Raw genomic sequence first — 20,041 nt, forward strand, 5'->3', positions numbered from 1 at the left:
CGGGGCCGGAGCCGGAGAATAGCAGCGAATCGACCGACGCGCGCCTCGTTTCCGGTGGGCGTCACGATAGCCGCTCCGGTTGTGACGACACATCCGGCCGGAGGCGCGCCAGCAGCTCGGCGAACTGGGCCGTGAAGGCGCGATACGAGGGCTCCAGTGCGGCAAGGCGCTCGACCAGCGTCGCCCGTTCCGCCGACCAGTCGCTCAGCAGGGCCGCGGTCCGCTCTTCCAGCACCTCCAGCGGCTCCGCCAGCGGGTCGAGATGCCAGTGCGGCAGGCCCAGAAGGTCGAACAGACCCCGGTGCTTGACATCGTAGCCGACGGAGACGACCGGCGTGCCGGCGGCCATTGCCATGATCGCGCAGTGCATCATTTCCCCGATCACCACGTCGACCCGGCCGTAGGCCGACAGCAGAGCGGCCGGCGAGTCCGCATCCGCCCGCTCGTCCACCAGCCCTTCGGCGCGCAGCAGGCGGTAGACGAGACGCTCGGGATCCGAATGGGCGAAGTAGACGAATCGGCAGCCGGTGCGGTTGCGCAGCTTCTTCAGGATGGAGAGGTACCGCGGGAAGTGGCGGGCAAGATTGCCGGCCACATGCGGGCCGTGGAAGGCGAAGTTGAGCCCGACCACGGGTCGCCGGCCGGGTGCGGCGCGCGCGGCGCCGCGCAAGGCCGGTGCCGGGTCCATGAAGAAGACCGGATCGGGGATGACCAGAATGTCCCGGCCGGAAGCCCGCGCGAGGCTCTCGCAGGTGAAAGCATCGCGCACGGCGATGAGGGCATGGCGGTCGGCGAATCGCCCCAAGAGCTCGATGGCCTGGCGCGTTAGCGACGGCCGTTCCGAAGCGAACCCTAGCTCACGGTTCACGTTGAGGCCGATCCCGAAGGACACCAGCGGCGCCTCGAGACGCTCGAAGAGTTCGAAGTCGTGCTCGACGAAGGGCATGAGTTCGCCGCTGCTGTCGGCGGCGAGATAGCCGCCCCCGGCGATGACGACCGGCGATCCTTCCGCGTTGATCCTGGCGATCCGGTCCGCGGTCAGCCGCCCCCACTGGATTTCTTCGATAGGAACCTCGGCAGCGAGTCCGGCCGTGGTCTGCTGCGCCACGGTGGCGCGGACGGCGGCGTCGCCGATGTTCGAGCAGCGGAACCTTTCGAAGCGGTATGGCTTGAATGCAAAGCGGCGCCGGACCCGCCAATCGACATGATCGACCGCGTTGCCCAGCGCGTACCGCAGCCGCGTCTGCGGGGAGCGCATCAGGGGACGGGCCTCTCCGCTCGGGACGAGGGTGTAGAGGACGATGGGGGACGGCTTGGACGGAGTACCGAGATCCACTTTATTCGACGCCATCGGCGGAGCCGGCCGCGTGGCGAGCGCGCCCGAGCCGCGGCGAAGTACGCGCAGCGGCGACCCGGCGGCGGGCAGCCGCGCAGTCGATGCTTCCTTCATGGTCCGTGGATCCCCCATCCCCTCCAGGCGCGACCCGAGCCAGTGCCTGCCCGGAAGCCTTTCGTGACGACCAACTTCCACCCCCCATTTATCGTTCCGGGGCAGCCGCCCCCGCAATATGTTCCAATGCACGCGAACCGCGCCGGCGGGTCACGCTATGTTCGTCGGCCGATGATGGAGAATTGATGAAGGTCGTATTATACTGCGCGGAGCCGCGGCAGCTTGCGCACACTCCGCTGCGTCTAAACCCAATCAGGAAGCAGTTCCGACGCGCATACAGGCGCGCAATCGTGCTGGGCTACTCCGTATCAGGAAATCTACGCGGGCACCATTACTACTTATCCGACCACGCCAATACCAACAAGGGCGATTACGCTATATCCATTGCTGTAGAGGAACAATTTGCAAAAATACTTCAAGATGAAAACATCGACTTCGAACTCGTCAAATGGGGGTCGCTAGATCCCGATGCAATAGATGAAATAAACCGCGCCAGTGACCTCTTCGTCATATCTGGAAGTGGGTATCTACACTTCTCAGGCGCAGAGACATTGAACGACTGGGTCATTAGAGACATAAAACTGCTCGAACTAATTCAGTGCCCTGTGCTCCTTTACGGCATAGGGGTCAATATCCGCCTCGACCACATGGCTGGAAGAGAGCTGGCACCCTCGCCGGAATCTCGCGCCGCGCTCGGCGCCCTCGGCGCCCTGGCGAGGGGGGGAATCACGAGAGATCCAGTTGCAGCGCGTCTGCTCAATGAGGCCGGTGGCCAGACCAGGGTCTCCATCGACCCGGCGTTTCTGCTCGAGCGTCCGCCTCGTCACGGCGTGCAGCCAGGCGGAGGAGCGCTCCGCATAGGGTTGAACTTCGCTGTGCACGGACCCGGCTCCTGGTCCAGTTTCAAGCGCAATCTTCCAGTATACGCGCGCTCCCTCGCCAGCATTCAGCGACGGACCGGCGCGCGCTACCGCTACTTCCTGCACTCGGAACCGGAACGGGTCGCATATCGCCTGCTGCGCGCCGCCGGGATCGAGGCCGAACTCGTCGACCTGCCACCTCGTGAGCTCGCCACGGCATACGGCGACCTAGACCTCCACATCGCGCAGATGATGCACTCGGCCATCCTCTGCGCAAGCGCCGGCACGCCGTTGGTCAGTTTCGCCTATGATTTCAAGACGAAGCTTCTGTTCGATCTGCTCGGCTTGCCTGAGCACTGCCAATTGGGCATGGACTGGAAGGACAGCGACATCATCGAGAACGTCGACCTCGCGCTTCAGAGCCTCGACTCCATGAGAAGGCGCCTCGCGACCGCGCGCGACACCTTCGAACACCAGTTCGCGGAAAATGCCGTCTGGCTGCGATCGTTGCTCGCCGCGTCTTAGACCTTAGCCGACGACCCGGCCGAGGATCCTGCGCGCAATCCTGGCTGCCCTCCTGACCGCTCGCACGGGTAGAGGCGCAGTCTGCGCGGACCGGTAGGCTGTCAGATACCTTTCGACCTCCGACGCAATTCCATTCTTGAACACCAGGATGTCGCCGCGCTCGCGCGCCAGCCTGAAGAGAGCCTTGCTTTCATGCATCAGGCTCGTCCGGTGATCGTAAATCCTCTTGCGCTTCTTATTGACATCGAGAGAGGCCGGCACACGCTTGCGCGGCCTCCACTTACCTGCCGCGTCCTTCAGCGCGAGACGGTACGCCAGCCCTTCGCGGCGGTGCCTCAGACCCCCGGCTTGCGACTTGGCCACAAGCTCCGGCCCCACCGACTCAAGCTCCAATTGTCCGCCAGCATTCCCGGCTTCGATGAGCTGGTGCAAAGCGGGATCACGGACGACGAAGACGTTGGTTCCGCGGTAGTCATCGGCATAGCCTGGCAGCCAGGCATCGCCGATGGCGACATCTGCGCATTCCGCTAAGACGTCGTCACAGTAATCGCAGGCTTCGTACTTGAAGAATCCGAGGCCCCAGTTGCCGCCCAGGACCTCGGCCATCGCGGCTCGGGCTACCTGTGGATGACCGTCGTCACCGAGCCATCGCGCCTCGAAGCCATAGCGCGAGGCAGGCTGACCGGGCAGCTTGTACCTGAAGTCGAAGCCGTTGAGGCGGTCCGGAGCCGCTCCCACCTGCCACCCGAGAAGCTCTGCAAAGAACCGGCTCTTCAGATGCCCGCAAACGAGACCGACAACGAACTGCACTCGCTCGCTGAGGTCGGGATCCTGTCGAGCGAGGAGCCGCACGGCCTTCGCGAAGCAGGGGATTGCAGCGATCGCGTAGCGGCCCGGCACGCGCTTGATCTCCTCAAGCACCTCTGACATCTCAACAGGATAGTAGTGCGACTTCGATCCCGATCTAAGCTCCTCGACGGAGCGAGAGATCTGGAAGCGAAACAGGGGTGCACCCTTGATACCAGCGTCGCTTGCCGGCCTCACGTGGACAAAAGCATCAACCAAGCCCTGGTCCAGCAGCCGTTCGGCCAGCCATGTGATGAGTCCGCCGGAGCTGCCGCGGAGGCGGGACTCGTCATCAGCAACCCACCCGACGCCGCACGCTCTGTACCGGCCAATCTCAGGGTGGTCGGGAAGACTGTTGAACCTCTGGCCGGCGATCTGCGTTTCGTCCGCGCCGACACCAGTCATGGGGCAAACCGCGTCGGCCTTTCCGCCGATTGAAATCCGCCTCGCTTGCCAGCAACCGAGATCGCTCATAACCATTTCGAAGGATTCCGGTGCGAATGCTTTGCATGCACCGCACCCGATGCAGTACCCCCCGCCGATAACCTGGTCGATCAACGTGCTCTCTTCGGACATGGGTAGCCTTGTGCACCGTATTGGAGATATCGAAGCCGCTTCAGCGTGCCACGCGCTCAGCGCAGCCGTGATTCCCGATAGCCCTACCACGAGAGGCTTTACGCCGACCCTAAGAGCCGCGCCCCTGGTATCGTTCCGCACGACGCCTGCGGAGGACGAGCGGCAAGGGCGCTGCGAGTATACCGGCCCATCAACACGGTGACCCAATGAACCGCTCCTATGCCACCTCCCGGGTGGCTTCCATCGCCGACCTGACCGCCGACGAGCGGGAGGCCTGGGACGAGGCCTGCCGATCCAACGCCGCGCTGCGCTCGCCCTTCTTCAGCCCCCGCTTCGCGCAGGGCGTCACCGAGGCGGCGCTCAATGAGGTGAAGGTGCTGGTGGTGCGCGAGGGCGGCGCGCCGGCGGCCTTCCTGCCGTTCCAGCTGCGCCAGGGCTGGCAAGGCAACGCGGGTATCGCCGAGCGGGTCGGCGGCGAGTTCTCCGACTACTTCGGCCTGGTCGCGTCCGAGGGCCTGCGCCTGGGCATCGACGAGGCGGCCGCGCGGGCCGGGCCGAACTGCCTGCTCTACAGCCACCTGCCGGAGAGCCAGGTCGCCCGGGGCTTTCCCGCCGACAACCCGGAACCGGGCCTGATGATCCGGATCGAAGGCGGCTCGAGCGCCTTCCTCGAGCGCTTCCGCGAAGAAAAGAAGAAGCTCGCCTCGAACCTCGCCCGCTGCCGGCGCAATCTGGAGCGGGACTTCGGGCCGCTGCGCTTCGAGTTCGATACCGCCGACAAAACAGGGCGCCTCGCCTTCCTGCTCGACCGCAAGGTGGAGCAGTACCGGCGCACCGGCGTCTACGACCAGCTCGCGGTGCCCGAGGCAGGCTTCAGGCGCCTGCTCTCGCGCTTCCTCGAGGCGCCGACGGCGAGCTGCATGCCGCTACTGTCGGAGCTGTTCGCCGGCGACACCTGGGTCGCCTCGCACTACGGCCTTCGCTGCGGCGAGGTGCTGCACTACTGGTTTCCGGTGTACAATCCGGACCTGAGGAAGCATGCGCCCGGCAGCCTGCTGCTGCTGAGCGTCATCGAGGCCGCCGACGAGGAAGGGCTCGCGCTGATCGACCGCGGCGCCGGCAAGACAAAGATGAAGGAAGACTTCTCCAACCACGAGCATCGCCTCTATCAGGGCGTCTGGTCCCGCCGGTCGCTCGGCGGCCAGTTCGCCCAGGGCCTGCTGCGCCTGCGCTGGAAGGTGCGCCAGTCGCCGCTGCAGGCGCTGGCCCGGGCCTGAGGGGGGAAATCGGGAATGCAGGTCGTCACGGTCCGGCAGGAGACCGATCTCGTCGACTACTACGATCGCCGCTACCAGGACGGCTACATGGACCGCTGGGAGAGCGTCAAGGTCGACAAGGTCCTGGAATTCGTCGGTGAGGCCGTCGGCAACCGGCCCCTGCGCCTGCTCGACTACGGCTGCGGCACGGGCGAGTTCGCCGGCGCAATCAGCCGGCGCTTCCCCCAGCTCGAGGTCTGGGGCTGCGACCTCAGCCCCGAGGCGCTGGCGCGCGCGCGCCGGAAGCATCCCGGGCTCCGCTTCGCGACGACTGCCGAGCTGCAGGAATCGCGCACGCGCTTCGACCTGCTGTTCACGCACCACGTCATCGAGCACGTCTTCGACCTGGAGGCGACGCTCGCGGAGATGGCGGCGCTGCTCGCCCCGGGCGGCGAGATGGTCCACATCCTGCCCTGCGGCAACCCCGGCAGCCTGGAGCAGCGCCTGGTCGCCCGCATCGAGGGCGGTATCGAGGGCGAGGGCCGGCGCTTCTTCTTCGAGGATCCCGGCCACCTGCGCCGCCTCACCTCCGACGACCTGGCCAGGCCCCTGGGGCGGCATGGCTTCGCGCTGCGGCGCGCCTGGTACGCCAACCAGTCGTGGGGCGGGGTCCGGTGGCTGACCGCGAACCTGGCCGACGCCGCGGAGATCACGCCGGTCGCCCGCGGTCGCAACCCCGGCGACAGGCTCGCCCTCGCCGCCTACCGCTCCGGCCTTGTCGGACTCGCCCTGCTGCGCCATCCCGGCGCGCTCTGGCGCCGCCTGCGGCGCGCCGACCGGCGCCGCTTCGGGCCGGTCAAGCGCGCCGCCTACCTGGCCGCCTGGCCGGTGCTGGGCGTCCTGCGCTGGCCCTCCACCCTGCTCGACGTCGGGTTGACACGCCTGGCCGAGGCGGAATGGCGGGACCGGCGCGAGCAGCCCCACGGCAGCGAGATGTACCTTTACTTCGTCTCGCAGGGCCCGGAGGAGGCTGCAGGCGCGGGCAGGTAGCGGATCGCGGCTGGCCTGCCCCGGCGGCCTCCGCTACGGCGCCGGCGGCCGGTTGAAGAACCAGTTGGCCCGCTCCGAGGAGGAGAGCCTGCCCTCCGGAAGCGCCGGTGCCGGCAGGGTGGCGGTCTCGCCGCCGACGGCGATGCGCCCGATCAGCCCCTGCTCCAGCGTCCCGGGCTCCGCCGCGTTCAAGTGGGCGTCGCTGGTGAAGAGGAAGCGGTAGCCGTCCCGCCGGACCGCCGCCACCGCGGCCGCATCGTAGAGGCCGTGGGGAAAGGAGAAGCTGTCGAGCGCGCCGGTCGGGCCGGCCGCGGCGATCGGCTCGAGGATGCTCCGGGCGCGGGCCAGCTCCTGCTCCGGCGCTACGCGGGTCAGCGGCCGGTGGCTGTGGCCGTGGGCGCCGATCGTCGTGCCCGTTGCCGCCACCGCCCGCAGGCTCTCGGCGTCGGCCATGGCCGGCGCGCCCCCGCCACCGGCTAGCTCAGGCAGTGCCAGCACCCAGTCTTCGACCGTGGCCCAGTTCAGGCGCTCCAGGCTGGCGACGACGCTGCGGGCGGCGGCCAGCCCGCCGGCCCCGGGCGGCAGCGGTGGGCGCTCGCCCAGCAGCTCCGCGGCCGCGCCGGCCAGGCGCTCCACCGTCAAGCGGCCGCCGCGCACCGCGCCGAGCAGTTCCTCCTGCCAGAACGGCCGCGCGCGCCCGACGGCGCAGCCGGCGACGAAGACGAGGGCGTTCCAGCCGCGCCGGCGCAGGGCGGGCAGCGCGACCTCGACGGTGTCGGCCCAGCCGTCGTCGAAGGTGATCAGCAGCGGTCGCGGGGGCAGCGGCCGCCGCCCGGCCAGGTCGGCGTAGTCGACGACCGCGTAGTGCCGCGCGAAGAAGTCCAGGTAGTCCTCGAAGCGCGCCAGGCTGACCGTGTAGGCGGGATCGCTCTCGGCGAAGCGCGGGTCGGCCTGCGGCAGGACGCGGTGGAACATCGCGACGGTCAGGCGGTCGCGGTTGCGCAGCCGGTGATAGAGGCCGTAGCCGCCGAGGCCGTGGAGGCCGGCGCGCAGCGAGCGCTTCAGGGACACGGGCGTCACCCTCCCCTGTTCATGTCGATGCCGCCCGGCGCGTTCGCAGCTGCGCCAGCAGGAAGCTCTCGGCGCCCTCGGGCCGGCCGGCGATACGCCAGAGGACGAGGCTCGCCGCGACGTAGGCGAGCGCGCCGAGCGCGACGTCGAGGACCAGCCGCAGGACCAGCGGAAACTGCTCCTGGTGGCCGAGCCAGACCGCCAGCGCCATGGCACCGCTCGCGGCGAGCGGCCGCCAGAGCGCGCCCAGGTAGTCGCCGAAGCCCAGGCTGACCAGCCGGCCGGTGATCAGGAAGGGCCAGGGCAGGAACAGCAGCAGCGCGGCCAAGCGGCCGGCCGCCACGCCCTCGATGCCGTAGTGCGTGCCGCCGAGATACATCGCCAGGACGATGCCGGCGACCAGCGGCCAGCGCAGCACCGCGGCGCGCCGGGCGTAGCCCAGGACGTGCAGCACGGTGTAGTTCGTCCGGGTCAGGAAATGCAGCGCGAAGGCCGGCGCCAGCCAGGCGATCAGCGGCGCCGAGGCCAGCCACCTGTCGCCGAGCACCAGCGCCACCGCGTCATCGGCGACCAGCGCGAGGCCGAAGGAGGGCGCCAGGCTGACCGCCGCGATGATGCCCAGCACGCCGGCGTACTTGCGCCCCAGCTCCGCCGGATCATCGGTCAGGCGCGCGTAGACCGGCTGCAGCGCGCGGGCGATCGAGACCGTCAGCTCGCGCGCCGGCGCCACCGCGACCTCGCTGGCGACGTGATAGAAGCCGACCGTCTCCGCGCCGAACAGCCGGCCCGCGATCAGCCGGTCGGCAAGATCGGTCGCGTGCTCGCCGAGCTGGGAGACCAGCACCCACATGGAGAAGCCGAAGAGCTCGCGCGCGTGGCCCAGCGAGAGCCGGGGCCGGTGCGGCGCGACGAGATGGCTGATCAGGGCGCGCGCCGCGGACCCCGAGAGCATGCCCCAGACCAGCGCGCGGTAGTCCTGCAGCCAGACGGCGAGGCCGACGGTGACGCAGAAGCTGGCCAACTTCACCGCGATGTTGAAGCGGAAGTCGGCGGAGAAGCGCAGGTGCTTCTGCAGGTCGACGGTGCGGATGCTTTCCAGCGCCTGGATCATCGGCATCAGCGCGAGCAGTCGCATCAGCCCGGTGATCATCGGCTCGTCGAAGTAGTCGGCGGCAAGGGGAGCCGCCGCGACGATCGCCAGCGCGACGCCGGCGGCGATGATCAGGTTGAGCGTCCAGGCGGTGTCGTAGTGCACCCGCTGGGGGTCGCGATGGCGGATCAGCGCCAGCCGAAGGCCCGATTCCGAGAAGACGATGGTCAGGATCTGCATGCCGGCCAGCGTCATCGCGACCAGGCCGAAGTCCTCCGGCGCGAGCAGGCGGGCCAGGATCAGCGTGCTGACCAGGCCGATGCCGCGGATCACCCAGCGCATCCCGATCATCCAGACCGAGCCGCGCAGCATCTGCTGCTCGGCGGTCTTGCCGCCGAAGCGGCCGTCGCCCTTGCCGTCGCTGCTCATCGTGGTTTCACCGGATCGGTCCCACGCGTGCCTAGCGCAGCAGGGAAAGCATGTCGTCGACCAGCTCCGAGCGGGTCGACAGCGCGAGCGGTGCGGGCCGGGCGGCGCGGGCCCGCTCGATCAGCGCCAGAAGCTCGCCGACGTCGCGCGACCACAGGAAGGGCGTCTGCTCGGACAGGCGCTCCAGGAACTCCGCCTGATGGTCGCCGTCGGATCGAGGGTTGGCCAGGGCGACGAAGGGCTTGCCGAGCAGCAGCGCCTGCAGCACCGAGCCGGTGCCGCCGTGCACGACCAGCAGGCTCGCCGCCTCGAAATGGCGGTCGAGGCCCTTCTCGAAGCGGAAGAATCGGCAGTGGCGCGGCTCGTAGCCCGAGTGCCCGGTCTGGCAGAGCACCTCCTCGCCGAGCGCGTCCTCGCCGGCCAGCCGGTCGATCTCCTGCAGCAGCTCGTCGAAGGGCATCGTCGAGCCGACGGTGACGAAGATCATAGGACGCTGCCCTTGTAGGCGGCGCCGGGCAGCTTGCCGACCAGTCCCGGCCACTGCACGTAGAGCCGGTTCGCGACGCCGAGGCGGGCGACGATCCGCGCGGTGCGCGACGGCGTCTCGACCCGCGTGATGCTCTCGACGAAGACGCGCTTGATGCGGAACGGCCAGGCCGCCAGGAACAGCGGCAGGACGTTGTTGGTGCCGACCCCGAGGACGAGGTCGGGCCTGGAGCGCGCGAGAATGCGGACGCACTGGGCGAAGGCGAGGCAGAGGCCGTAGAGGTCGCCGAGCCGACTGTTGCGCGAGAAGTTCGAGAGCGAGACGACCTTGTAGACCTGCCCCGGCGGCAAGCCTTCGAAGCTCGGCGGCCCGCCCCAGCCGACCACGGCGTAGTCGAAGTCGAAGCGGCCGGCCATCTTGCGCACGAGCAGCAGGGTCTGGAACAGGTGCCCGCCACCGGTCAGCAGGACCAACGCCTTCTTCTTCGCGTCTTCGCGACCCTGCATCCCGCATCACCCCCGAACACACATCCCCGATAACAGTCATGACGCATCAGCCGGCCGATCGTTCCGCCTCGCTCGCCAGCCCCACGGTCACCCGGCCTCGGCAAGCGGCCAGCGGTTCGGCTCGTCGGGCCTTGGCGTGGCGCGCAGCCGGTCGAGCTGCAACAGATAGAAGGCGGTGCGCCAGTTGAATCGCCCGGCGTCCCCGCCGCGCACCTGCCGGGCGACCAGCCTCGCGAGCCCGGCCGTAGCCGAGGGCGAGCGCATGGCCGCGAAGCCGAGGAGTTGCATCGCGGCAGAGCCCTTCTGGGCAGCGGAGGGCTTGGCCTCGCCCGCGGCGAAGGGGATATCGGCCTGTTCCGGATACGCGCGGCGGATGACGTCCCGGTGAAAACCGTGGTCCCAGAGATGCTCGGCCGGCAGCCCGGCCAGGTGATCGTAGAGGTTCCGGTCGAGATAGGGGGCGTGAACCTGGCCGACTGCGGCGAAGAGGCCGTAGGGCGCGCTCGCGACCTCGCGCCGCGTGCGGGACATGAGATAGAACAGGCCGAGCGGATTGGCCGCCTGCTGCCAACGGGCGAGGTCGCGCGCGACCCGCTCGCGCGCCACGGCCTCGACGTCGAGCGCGATGCCGAACAGCGCGCGCGCCAGGAAGTCCAGGCCGCCGTCGTAGCGCAGCACCCGCGGAACAAGTCGCTCGAACTCGCCGCGGCGGCAGAGCTCGGTCGCCTCGCGGTCGATGTAGAGGCCGGCCGACAGGATGTCGCCACCGATGCCGTCGAAGAGATGGCCGAAGCGGCCGAGCGCGAAGCGGCGGATCGGATTGAGGAAGGTGTGCTCGTCCGAGAGGAAGCCGGTCAGCCGGTTCTTCAGCAGCTCCTCGCGCGCGTAGAAGCGCGAGGGCCGCAATGCGACGTGCTCGACCCCGACCGCCGCGGCCAGGCGGGCCGCGCACTCCCAGTCCTGGTCGCCCTCGGTGCGCCAGCGCACCACCGTGACGGCGTGCCGCGGCGCCCGTCCCTGGCGGCAGAGCTCGAGCAGGATGTGCCGCGAGTCGGCGCCGCCGCTCAGCGGCACGAGACAGTCCCCGGGCGGCGCCGGGCGCCGCGCGATCGCCTGCCCGAACAGATCGACATAGCCCTCGACCGCGGCCTCGTAGGTCATCGGCGTCTCGCGGCGCACGACCTCTCCGGCGTCGAGCGAGAGTCGTCCGGCCTGCCAAACCAGCGTCGCGCCGGGCGGCAGCACCTTGACGTGGCGGAAGGGCGTGTCCTCGCCGAGATACCAGCCGAGGCGGAGGAAGACGCAGATCGCCTCGGCGTCGAGCTCGCGCGGTACGCCCAGCTCGAGCAGCTTCGCCAGCGAGGGCGAAGCCATGAAGCGGCTCTCGTCCGAGTGGTAGAAGAGCGGCGCCATGCCCAGGTGGTCGTTGACGAGCGTCACCCGGTCGCCCTCGGCCTCCCAACGCCAGAAGACGCCGTTGCGCCGACCGGAGGCGTCGGTCAGGTCGAGGCCGAAGCGGGCCGTCGACGTTCCGGAGAAGCCTATGCCCAGCGCTTCTCGCCTAGCGCAGATAAAGGGAACGCTCGCGACCTGCGCCGTCATCTCACCCCCATCGAGCCAGCCGGTCCTGTGGCACCGAGCCAGCTGTCTCGCCTCAGGCACCCTTTCTGATGGCGCCCCGGTAGTTCCGGATCATTTCCCGGTCCGAGATCGGCGCGCTCCGCCTTCGGCCGAAGAAGAACACGCCTCCGGCCATGTCGTATGACGCCTTCTTGTTGAAGGTGAAATGGTCGAGCAGCTTCAGCGGCGTGGCGGCGATCAAGGCCAGCAGCCTGACGATCCGACGGTAGGTGCCGTTGTCGGAGAAGCAGAGAGGCAGGTATTGCAGCGCATAGGAGGCGGCGGCGCCGGGACCGAGGGCGACACCGCTCTCGATGTCGTCGAACCACCGGAACAGTCGCCGGTGGCCGAGATAGCTGTAGCGGGTGAAATCGTAGGCTCCCATGTGGACCGGCTGCATGAAGGGCGTGGCCGCATAGACGTACCCTCGCGGCTTCAGAACCCGGTGAATCTCCGCAACGCATCGGGGCGGGTCGATAACGTGCTCCATCACCGCGACCGCCACCACCGCATCGAAGTGCGCGTCCGCGAACGGCAGGTCGTGCGCGTCGCAGATGCAGACCGCGTTCCTCGAGAACGCCACGTCCGTGTAGACGTAGTCGACTTCGCCTTCGTAGATCGCATCGCCCGCACCGATCACCAGGATGCGTGCGTCAGGAAGCTCCGCCGTGATCGACTCCAGGGCCTTCTCGGCATCCAGGTGGCGGCGCTTGATCGCGAAATTGAGGAAGAAGCCGGCAAAGCGGTGATAGGCGCTTCGCAGCTTCGACGCCGAGTCCGTGGATGTACCGTAGCCGTCGCCCCGATAGACTTCGCTGGACTCGTAGTCGGAGACGGCGAAAACGCTGTTGTCGTCGTTGATGAGGACCGGAATGCCCCTGACGATCGGATACGGGGTCCCGCAACTCGCGCAAACGAGCGCCTGATCGACCCGATCGAGCGGCGGCCGCCCCTCGCAACGCGGACAGCAAAACTCCGTCGCGCGCGGACCCGCCACCGCCTGCGCCGATGGCGCAAGAACTGCCGTCTCCTGCTCCACTTCGCCCCCCTTGCAACACGAACCGACGCCCTCATGCCGCTGAAGCATGGTCGGTGCAAGTCTAGCGCGCGGGCGGAGAATCGGTTCCGCAGGCCGACGAAAAGAATGGGCCCGGCGGCGGTGGCCGCCGGGCCCACGGTGCCCGGGAGGCAGCGGATGCGGCAGCTACATCCCGTAGAAGTGCGACCCCTGGAGCTCGTCGAGTTGGACTCCGATCAGCAAGACCTCGCCGCCGTCGTCGAAGAGCACCAGGGCGTTGCCGCTTGCATCCGAGGAAAGGCTGTAGCCGCCCTGCGTACCGATCCGGTCCTCGGAGACATCGAAGTCGATGATGATGTCGTTGCCGCTGTTGCCGGCCGAGAATTCGAAGCGGTCCGCGCCTTTGCCGCCCTTCATCAGGTCGTTGCCCGGCCCCCCGTCGAGCACGTCGTCGCCGTCGCCGCCGAACATCTGGTCGTCGCCTGCACCGCCCCGGAGAATGTCGTTGCCGCGGCCCCCGTAGAGCATGTCGATGCCGCCGTGCCCCTCAATCGTGTCGTCGCCGTCGCTGCCGGCATAGAGCTCGTTGACGTCCGTGCCGACCATGATGTCCGCTCCGGCCCCGCCGACGTGCATGTCGGCGGCCTTGAGGGTCGAGCCGTCGGCGAACTCGGGCATCACCGCGAACTTGCTGGTCCGCGTGAAATCACCGTCCACCGTCTGCGAGTGCTCGACGGCGAAGCCGAAGGCCTCGCTCCCTTCCCAGACTCCCTGGGTAACCAAGCCGGCGAGCGCCGCACGGGCCAGAGCGGCATAGCCGCTCGCGCCGGGCCCGCCGAACGAGGCGGCCTCCAGCCCGTCCTTCAGCTCGAGATCCGCACCCGCCTGCCCCTCCGCCGTGTAGGAGTGCTGGAACAGCTCCTCCCAGGTGGTGAAGCGATCGCCCGTGAGCACGTTGCCGCTGGAGCCGTCGAAGACGTGCAGGCTGTAGGGCGCTGCGTAGAGCGGGTCGTACCCCTGGTCACCGTTCAGCCAAAGGCCCGCGATGAAGTTGGCTTGCCACTGCAGAATTTGGCCCGCCGCTTCTTCGCCCCGCCCGGCGATCATGTCCATCACGGTGGCGAAGTAGTTGTTCTGCCAAGGACCGATGGCTCCCCGAATGCCATAGGTCGTCTCGAGCCAGCCCTCGACCTCGCCCGTGTCTTTCATGGCGCCGTCGGTGATGTAGTGCTTCACCAAACCGTCGAGGTGGCTCTGCAGCCGATCCTCGAAGTACTCCTTCAGCTCGCTGTCCTCCGGAGAGATCCAGGCCGCGTTGGACAGGGTCCGCATCGACCAAGCCTGGCCGCGCGCCTGATTGCTCGCGCCGATGATCTCCTCTCCGAAATCACGGTAGTCAGGCGCAATCCGGGCCAGGTTGGTAGCCGCCTGCGCCTGCAGGTTTTCGAGATGGTAGGCGTCGCCGCTGAGCAGATAAGCGAGGAACGACAGGTCGGGCTGGTGCGACGAGTCGATCGTGAAGCCGCCCCCCGACCCCTTGAGCAGCACCGGCGGCGCGTCGTCGCCGTAGTTGCTTGAGCCGCCGCGGCTGTCGAGCCACAGCTTCGGATGGTCGTCGACGCTGACGTACTCGCCGGTCCCTGCGTCCCGGAAGTGCCACGGCACCGAGCCGGCCATTTCGGCGTTGGCCATCATCAGGGCCTCGGCCCGCGGGTCCTGGCTCTGGAGGTAGGCCATGGCCCACTCGGTCAGCATGCCGATGTCCGGGCGGTCGCCGGTGCCGGGCATGTACTGGTAGATGCTGCCCGCGCCGAGCGGGCCGAAGTCTTTGGTGTCGAGCAGCTTGCCAAAGGTCGCCAGCACGCTCGCTTCGATGCCGATCGAGGTGTCGACGCGAGGCAGGGCGCCGGTCTCGATCATGTAGGCCATGTCGCGGAGCACGCGAACCGGCTCGACGGCGCCGAGGTTGACGCTGCCATCGGCCTCGGTCGTCACGACCTCGCGCCAGGTCGACCATTCGTAGTGGTTCAGGTCGTCGACCTTGAAGGCCTCGCTGCCGTTGACCAGGATCCGTGCGTCGTAGGTCTGGGCGGTGACGCCCTCCTTGTAGCCCCACTCGTTGGCGACCGTGACGCTGGAGCGGACCGAGCCGTCGGCGTTGACGCGGACGTCGAAGCGGGCCTCCAGGCTGTCGTTGATCGCGGCCGAGAAGCGGACTTCCGTCGCCTCGGGGCCGGACAGCCAGGTCTCCAGCGTGCCGTTCTGCTTCGCCTGGGCGAGCAGGCTCTCCATGTCGAGCACGACCGGGCTGCCGCCCTGCACGCTCACCTCGAGCTTCAGGTCGTGGCCCTGGGCCTGGAGCGCCGAGAGCGGGTCGATCGTCGAGCCGGAGGCGGCGGCGCCCTGCTTCAGCATGACGTCCAGGCTTTCGCCGGCCGACAGGGCCGGTGCCTCGAAGCTCAGCACCGCGTGACGCACCGAGCCGTCGTCGTTCAGCGCCTTGACGTCGACCTGTACGGGCACGTCGGCGTCGCCGATGCGTGCCACCAGTCCCTGGCCGGGCTGCAGGTCGCCGGCCGCGAAGACCTGGCCGATCGTCATCGTCTGGGCCGCTGCCGCCTGGCCGGACTGGCTGGCGATCTGCATGCCGACGATCTCGCCGGCCCCCTGGGCCTGGACGATCTGCGGGCCGGTCACGACCCCGGCGGTCGGACCGCTGGGCGGCGGGCTGGTCACCGGCGGCTTCGACGGCGCGCTATCGCCGTCGCCCGGCGCGGGTGGCTCGGTAGTCCCGCCACCGCTCTCCAGGGCGAAGGTCTGATCCGCGAACTGCAGATTCTCGATGTTGCTGAGATAGTCGTAGGTGCCCTCGCCCTTGACCACGACCCTGCCGTCGCTGGCGTAGTTGACCGTGTAGTCGGCCGCCTTGCCCTCGTAGAGCGCGGTGTCGTTGCCCTCGCCGCCGTCCAGCGTGTCGCTGCCGGCGCCGGCGATCAGGATGTCGTCGCCAGCCCCGCCGAACAGCGTGTCGTTGCCGGCGCCACCGTCGAGACGGTCGTCGCCGGCCCCGCCGACGATGACGTTGTAGCCCTTGTTGCCGGTCAGGCTGAGGCCGGCGTCGCTGCCCGCCTGCAGCGTCTCGACCCAGGCGCTGTCCTCGAGCGCGTAGTCGACCGTGCTGATCACCGTGTCGTAGCCGTTGGTCGCGGCGCCGTAGCCCTCGACGATCCGGTCGCCGGCATTGTCGACGTAGTAGGTGTCGTCGCCGGCGCCGCCGATCATCTCGTCCGCACCCGGCCCGCCGAAGAAGATGTCGGCGCCCGCAGTGCCCTGCAGCCTGTCGGCGCCGTCGCCGCCGACGATCGCACCGGCCGGCGGTGCGACCTTCAGGGTGACCAGCTGGGTCGCGGCGCCGCCCTGGCCGTCACCGACGGTGTAGCTGAACACGTCCTCCCCCATGAAGCCCTCGGCCGGCGTGTAGCTGAAGCTGCCGTCCGCGGCCATGTCGATCGCGCCGCCGTGGGCCGAGACCGCATCGAAGGCCACGACGGCCAGGGTGTCGCCGTCGACGTCCGTGTCGTTGTCGAGGACGCCGTTGGTCGAGAAGACCTGGCCGTAGGAGACGTCGAAGTTGTCGGCCTGTGCCTCGGGCAGGTCGTTGACCGCGGCGACCAGGATCATCGCCATGGCCGCCCCGATCGCGCCCTTGGCGTCGGCGATCTTGTAGGCGAAGCTGTCCGTGCCACTGAAGTTCGAGGCCGGCGTGTACACGAGGCTGCCGTCCTCCTGGAGCACGACCGAGCCGCCCTTGTCGGTCATCGACTGGTACCAGCTGACCCTCAAGACATCCCCATCCACGTCGCTGTCGTTGGCCAAGACGTCGATACGTACACTCGTGTCCTCCTCGCTTTCGATCGTGTCGTCGCGCGCCACCGGGGCGTCGTTGACCGCCGCCACGACGACGGTGACGGTCGCCGAGCTGACCGCACCGGACGCGTCCTTGACCTGATAGACGAAACTGTCGGTTCCATTGAAATCGGCAGCCGGCGTGTAGCTGAAGCTGCCGTCCTCGTTAACCATGACGCTGCCACCGCGGGCAGTGGTGGCATCGTAGCCGGCAATCGTCAAGGCATCGCCGTCCGGGTCCCGGTCGTTCGCCAGCACATCGATACGAATGGTCGTGTCTTCCTGGGTGTCGATATGGTCGTCCTGCGCCTCGGGCGCGTCGTTGACGGCGGCGACGGTGAGGGTCGCGGTGGCGCTTGCCGTGGCGCCGTTCCTGTCGGTCACCTGGTAGGTGAAGCTGTCGGTGCCGTGAAAGTCCTGGGCCGGGCGGTAGGTGAAGCTGCCGTCCTCGTTGCGAAGGATCGTGCCGCCCTGGTCGGAGGTCGCGTCGAAGCCGGTGATGACCAGGTCTTCGCCCTCGTCGTTGGCCAGCAGGTCCAGCCGGACCGAACCATCCTCCTGGAGGTCGGCCTGGTCGTCGCCGAGGGCCAGGGGCGTCGTCGTGCCCGGGACGAGCTCGACGCGCTTGTCGGCGAACTGCAGGGCCTCGATGTTGCTGAGATAGTCGTAGGCACCGGGGCCGGTGATCTTGACCCGGCCGTCGGCGAGCTTCGTGACCGTGTAGTCCGAGGCATTGCCGATGTAGAGCGCGGTGTCGTTGCCCTCGCCGCCGTCCAGCGTGTCGCTGCCGGCGCCGGCGATCAGGATGTCGTCGCCAGCCCCGCCGAACAGCGTGTCGTTGCCGGCGCCACCGTCGAGACGGTCGTCGCCGGCCCCGCCGACGATGACGTTGTAGCCCTTGTTGCCGGTCAGGCTGAGGCCGGCGTCGCTGCCCGCCTGCAGCGTCTCGACCCAGGCGCTGTCCTCGAGCGCGTAGTCGACCGTGCTGATCACCGTGTCGTAGCCGTTGGTCGCGGCGCCGTAGCCCTCGACGATCCGGTCGCCGGCATTATCGACGTAGTAGGTGTCGTCGCCGGTGCCGCCGATCATCGTGTCGGCGCCCTCGGCACCGAACAGGACGTCGTCCCCGGCCGTGCCGGTCAGCACGTCGTCACCCGCCGTGCCGACGATCGCACCTTCCGGTGCCGTCGGGCCGGAGGGGGCGGCGACCGTCAGAGTGACGGTCCCGATGGCCGTGCCGCCCTGCCCGTCGTCCAGCGTGTAGGTGAAGCTGTCCTCGCCGGAGAAGCCGTCGGCGGGCTTGTAGGTGAAGCTGCCGTCGGCCGCGACCTCGACCGTGCCGCCTCCGGCAGAGACGGCGTCGAAGTCGGAGACCGACAGGGGGTCGCCATCGACATCGCTGTCGTTGGCGAGCAGCCCCTGGCCATGGAAGGCTTCGCCGTGGACGACTTCGAAGGCGTCGGGCCGGGCGAGCGGTGCGTCGTTGACGGCGGCGACGTTGAGGGTCGCGGTGGCGCTTGCCGTGGCCCCATTCCTGTCGGTCACCTGATAGGTGAAGCTGTCGGTGCCATGAAAGTCCTGGGCCGGGCGGTAGGTGAAGCTGCCGTCCTGGTTGAAGGTGACCTGGCCGCCCTGGGTGGTGGTCGCCTGGAAGCCGGTGACCAGAAGGTCCCGTCCCTCGTCGTTGCCAAGCAGGTCGAGACGGATGCTGCCGTCCTCCAGCAGCTCGCCATGGTCGTCCGCCGCCGCTATGACCGGCGCCGCGGTTCCTTCCGAGAGCTCGACGCGCTTGTCGGCGAACTGCAGGGCCTCGATGTTGCTGAGATAGTCGTAGGCACCGGGGCCGGTGATCTTGACCCGGCCGTCGGCGAGCTTCGTGACCGTGTAGTCCGAGGCATTGCCGATGTAGAGCGCGGTGTCGTTGCCCTCGCCGCCGTCCAGCGTGTCGCTGCCGGCGCCGGCGATCAGGATGTCGTCGCCAGCCCCGCCGAACAGCGTGTCGTTGCCGGCGCCACCGTCGAGACGGTCGTCGCCGGCCCCGCCGACGATGACGTTGTAGCCCTTGTTGCCGGTCAGGCTGAGGCCGGCGTCGCTGCCCGCCTGCAGCGTCTCGACCCAGGCGCTGTCCTCGAGCGCGTAGTCGACCGTGCTGATCACCGTGTCGTAGCCGTTGGTCGCGGCGCCGTAGCCCTCGACGATCCGGTCGCCGGCATTATCGACGTAGTAGGTGTCGTCGCCGGTGCCGCCGATCATCGTGTCGGCGCCCTCGGCACCGAACAGGACGTCGTCCCCGGCCGTGCCGGTCAGCACGTCGTCACCCGCCGTGCCGACGATCGCACCTTCGGGCGCCGTCGGGCCGGAGGGGGCCAAGCCCGGAAGCGTCAGCGCGAGCGACTGCCCGGCGGACAGCGTTGCGCCAACTTGATCGGCGTCGAGCGGCGTGTCGCCCAGCCAGAGGCCTTCGACGGTCGCGCTCTGGCCGGCGTCACCACCGGCGACGATCAGCAGCAGGCGGGACAGGTCGAGATCCTCGGGCAGCTCGAAGCTGACGAGCTGCAGCGAACCGGACTCGTCGCCCGACACGCTCGCGACGACGGGCAGGTAGAGCCCGGCGGCGCCCAGAAGCAGGGCGAGCGGGTCGCCCTGGACGGTCTGCCGCACAGCGAGGGTCAAAATACGGTCGGTAGAGGACTGGGGGGACATGGGCGGCTCCAACTAGACAGGGGGTTCTGTTGGAGCTGGAATAGGCCCTCACCTGTTAATCAGCGGTAAAACGACTACTGCATCGAATAAGAAAGCCCAGAAAGGATCTGCGATCTTTAAAAGTTCGAATTTCCGACCAAATTGCGGCGTTCTAAACACTGTCACCGCATTCTCGCCAAAATCATTTACAGATCCTTACATTTCTTCGGGCCGTTTCACGGGGTTTCGGTCCGATGTGGTCATAATCTATACTATGCATTAACCAAGAGAGCGACAGCGACGTTAACGATTGGCCGCGGCGCAGCGCCAAGACCGCGACCGCGCGTCGCAGCTGCGCGCTCGATGGCCGCCGCCCCTCCGACAGGCCGCGTACGAACCGCCTGCCCTCCTCCACTCCCCTACGCTCCTTCGACGACAGGACCGTCTCCCCGCGGCTACGCCTGCCAGGACGTGTTAGCCCTGTGTCCGGTACGATCTGCCGCCTATGTCCCGGTTAACCGGCGCGAGGACCGACCAATGCCGCTCGAGATCGTGCGACGCCCCCTCCCCCGATGCCGCTACGCTCCGGCGCCGGCGCGTCAGCGGGCGCGACTTCCGGGCCCGCTTGCGGGCGGCGCTCGAGCAGGGGCCGATCGGCTTCGACTTCTT

The 20,041-nt window shown here is 68.5% G+C and carries 12 protein-coding genes; 3 read left to right on the top strand and 9 right to left on the bottom strand.

All coding sequences use genetic code 11. From position 1 onward, the window contains the following. Window positions 1-61 precede the first annotated feature (61 nt). Window positions 62-1,450: a polysaccharide pyruvyl transferase family protein gene (locus WD341_RS14910; RefSeq protein ID WP_368426269.1), complete on the bottom strand. Its 1,389-nt coding sequence runs from the start codon at window positions 1,448-1,450 to the stop codon at window positions 62-64. Window positions 1,451-1,740: 290 nt separating this feature from the next. Between WD341_RS14910 and WD341_RS14915 the strand changes: the two genes are divergently transcribed. Next, on the top strand, window positions 1,741-2,835 hold the full coding sequence (locus WD341_RS14915; RefSeq protein WP_368426270.1) for a polysaccharide pyruvyl transferase family protein: 1,095 nt from the start codon (window positions 1,741-1,743) through the stop codon (window positions 2,833-2,835). A 3-nt stretch (window positions 2,836-2,838) separates the two neighbouring features. Here the strand turns inward: WD341_RS14915 and WD341_RS14920 are convergent, their stop codons facing one another. Next, entirely contained in the window at window positions 2,839-4,239 is a 1,401-nt protein-coding gene (locus WD341_RS14920; protein WP_368426271.1) for a Coenzyme F420 hydrogenase/dehydrogenase, beta subunit C-terminal domain, read from the bottom strand. Window positions 4,240-4,463: 224 nt separating this feature from the next. Here WD341_RS14920 and WD341_RS14925 point away from each other — a divergent pair, with 224 nt between their 5' ends. Both WD341_RS14925 and WD341_RS14930 read left to right on the top strand, forming a co-directional pair. After that, window positions 4,464-5,534 carry a GNAT family N-acetyltransferase gene (locus WD341_RS14925; protein ID WP_368426272.1) on the top strand — a complete coding sequence of 357 codons (1,071 nt, stop codon included), beginning with the start codon at window positions 4,464-4,466 and terminating at the stop codon, window positions 5,532-5,534. A 15-nt stretch (window positions 5,535-5,549) separates the two neighbouring features. Beyond that, complete coding sequence (locus tag WD341_RS14930) at window positions 5,550-6,563, top strand: class I SAM-dependent methyltransferase (protein WP_368426273.1); 1,014 nt, start codon at window positions 5,550-5,552, stop codon at window positions 6,561-6,563. A 33-nt stretch (window positions 6,564-6,596) separates the two neighbouring features. Here WD341_RS14930 and WD341_RS14935 read toward each other — a convergent pair whose 3' ends face one another. From WD341_RS14935 to WD341_RS14965, 7 genes are all read right to left on the bottom strand, one after another. Next, complete coding sequence (locus tag WD341_RS14935; RefSeq protein ID WP_368426274.1) at window positions 6,597-7,634, bottom strand: polysaccharide deacetylase family protein; 1,038 nt, start codon at window positions 7,632-7,634, stop codon at window positions 6,597-6,599. Between the two features lie 19 nt (window positions 7,635-7,653). Further along, window positions 7,654-9,153 (bottom strand): lipopolysaccharide biosynthesis protein, encoded by a 1,500-nt coding sequence (locus tag WD341_RS14940; protein WP_368426275.1) that lies wholly within the window; start codon window positions 9,151-9,153, stop codon window positions 7,654-7,656. Window positions 9,154-9,184: 31 nt separating this feature from the next. Further along, the gene (locus WD341_RS14945) at window positions 9,185-9,640 is read right to left on the bottom strand and encodes a glycosyltransferase (RefSeq protein WP_368426276.1); all 456 of its coding nucleotides are present in this window, start codon (window positions 9,638-9,640) and stop codon (window positions 9,185-9,187) included. Then, entirely contained in the window at window positions 9,637-10,146 is a 510-nt protein-coding gene (locus WD341_RS14950) for a hypothetical protein (RefSeq protein WP_368426277.1), read from the bottom strand. Before WD341_RS14950 ends, WD341_RS14945 begins: the two co-directional genes overlap by 4 nt. Window positions 10,147-10,233: 87 nt before the next feature. Then, on the bottom strand, window positions 10,234-11,748 hold the full coding sequence (locus WD341_RS14955) for an asparagine synthase-related protein (protein ID WP_368426278.1): 1,515 nt from the start codon (window positions 11,746-11,748) through the stop codon (window positions 10,234-10,236). Between the two features lie 52 nt (window positions 11,749-11,800). Next, window positions 11,801-12,805, bottom strand: a complete 1,005-nt coding sequence (locus tag WD341_RS14960; RefSeq protein WP_368426279.1) for a methyltransferase domain-containing protein — start codon at window positions 12,803-12,805, stop codon at window positions 11,801-11,803. 165 nt (window positions 12,806-12,970) lie between these two features. Beyond that, on the bottom strand, window positions 12,971-19,393 hold the full coding sequence (locus WD341_RS14965; protein ID WP_368426280.1) for a tandem-95 repeat protein: 6,423 nt from the start codon (window positions 19,391-19,393) through the stop codon (window positions 12,971-12,973). Between the last annotated feature and the right edge of the window lie 648 nt (window positions 19,394-20,041).

It is taken from the genome of Tistlia sp., from assembly GCF_040905785.1.
Lineage (GTDB): Bacteria > Pseudomonadota > Alphaproteobacteria > Kiloniellales > DSM-21159 > Tistlia.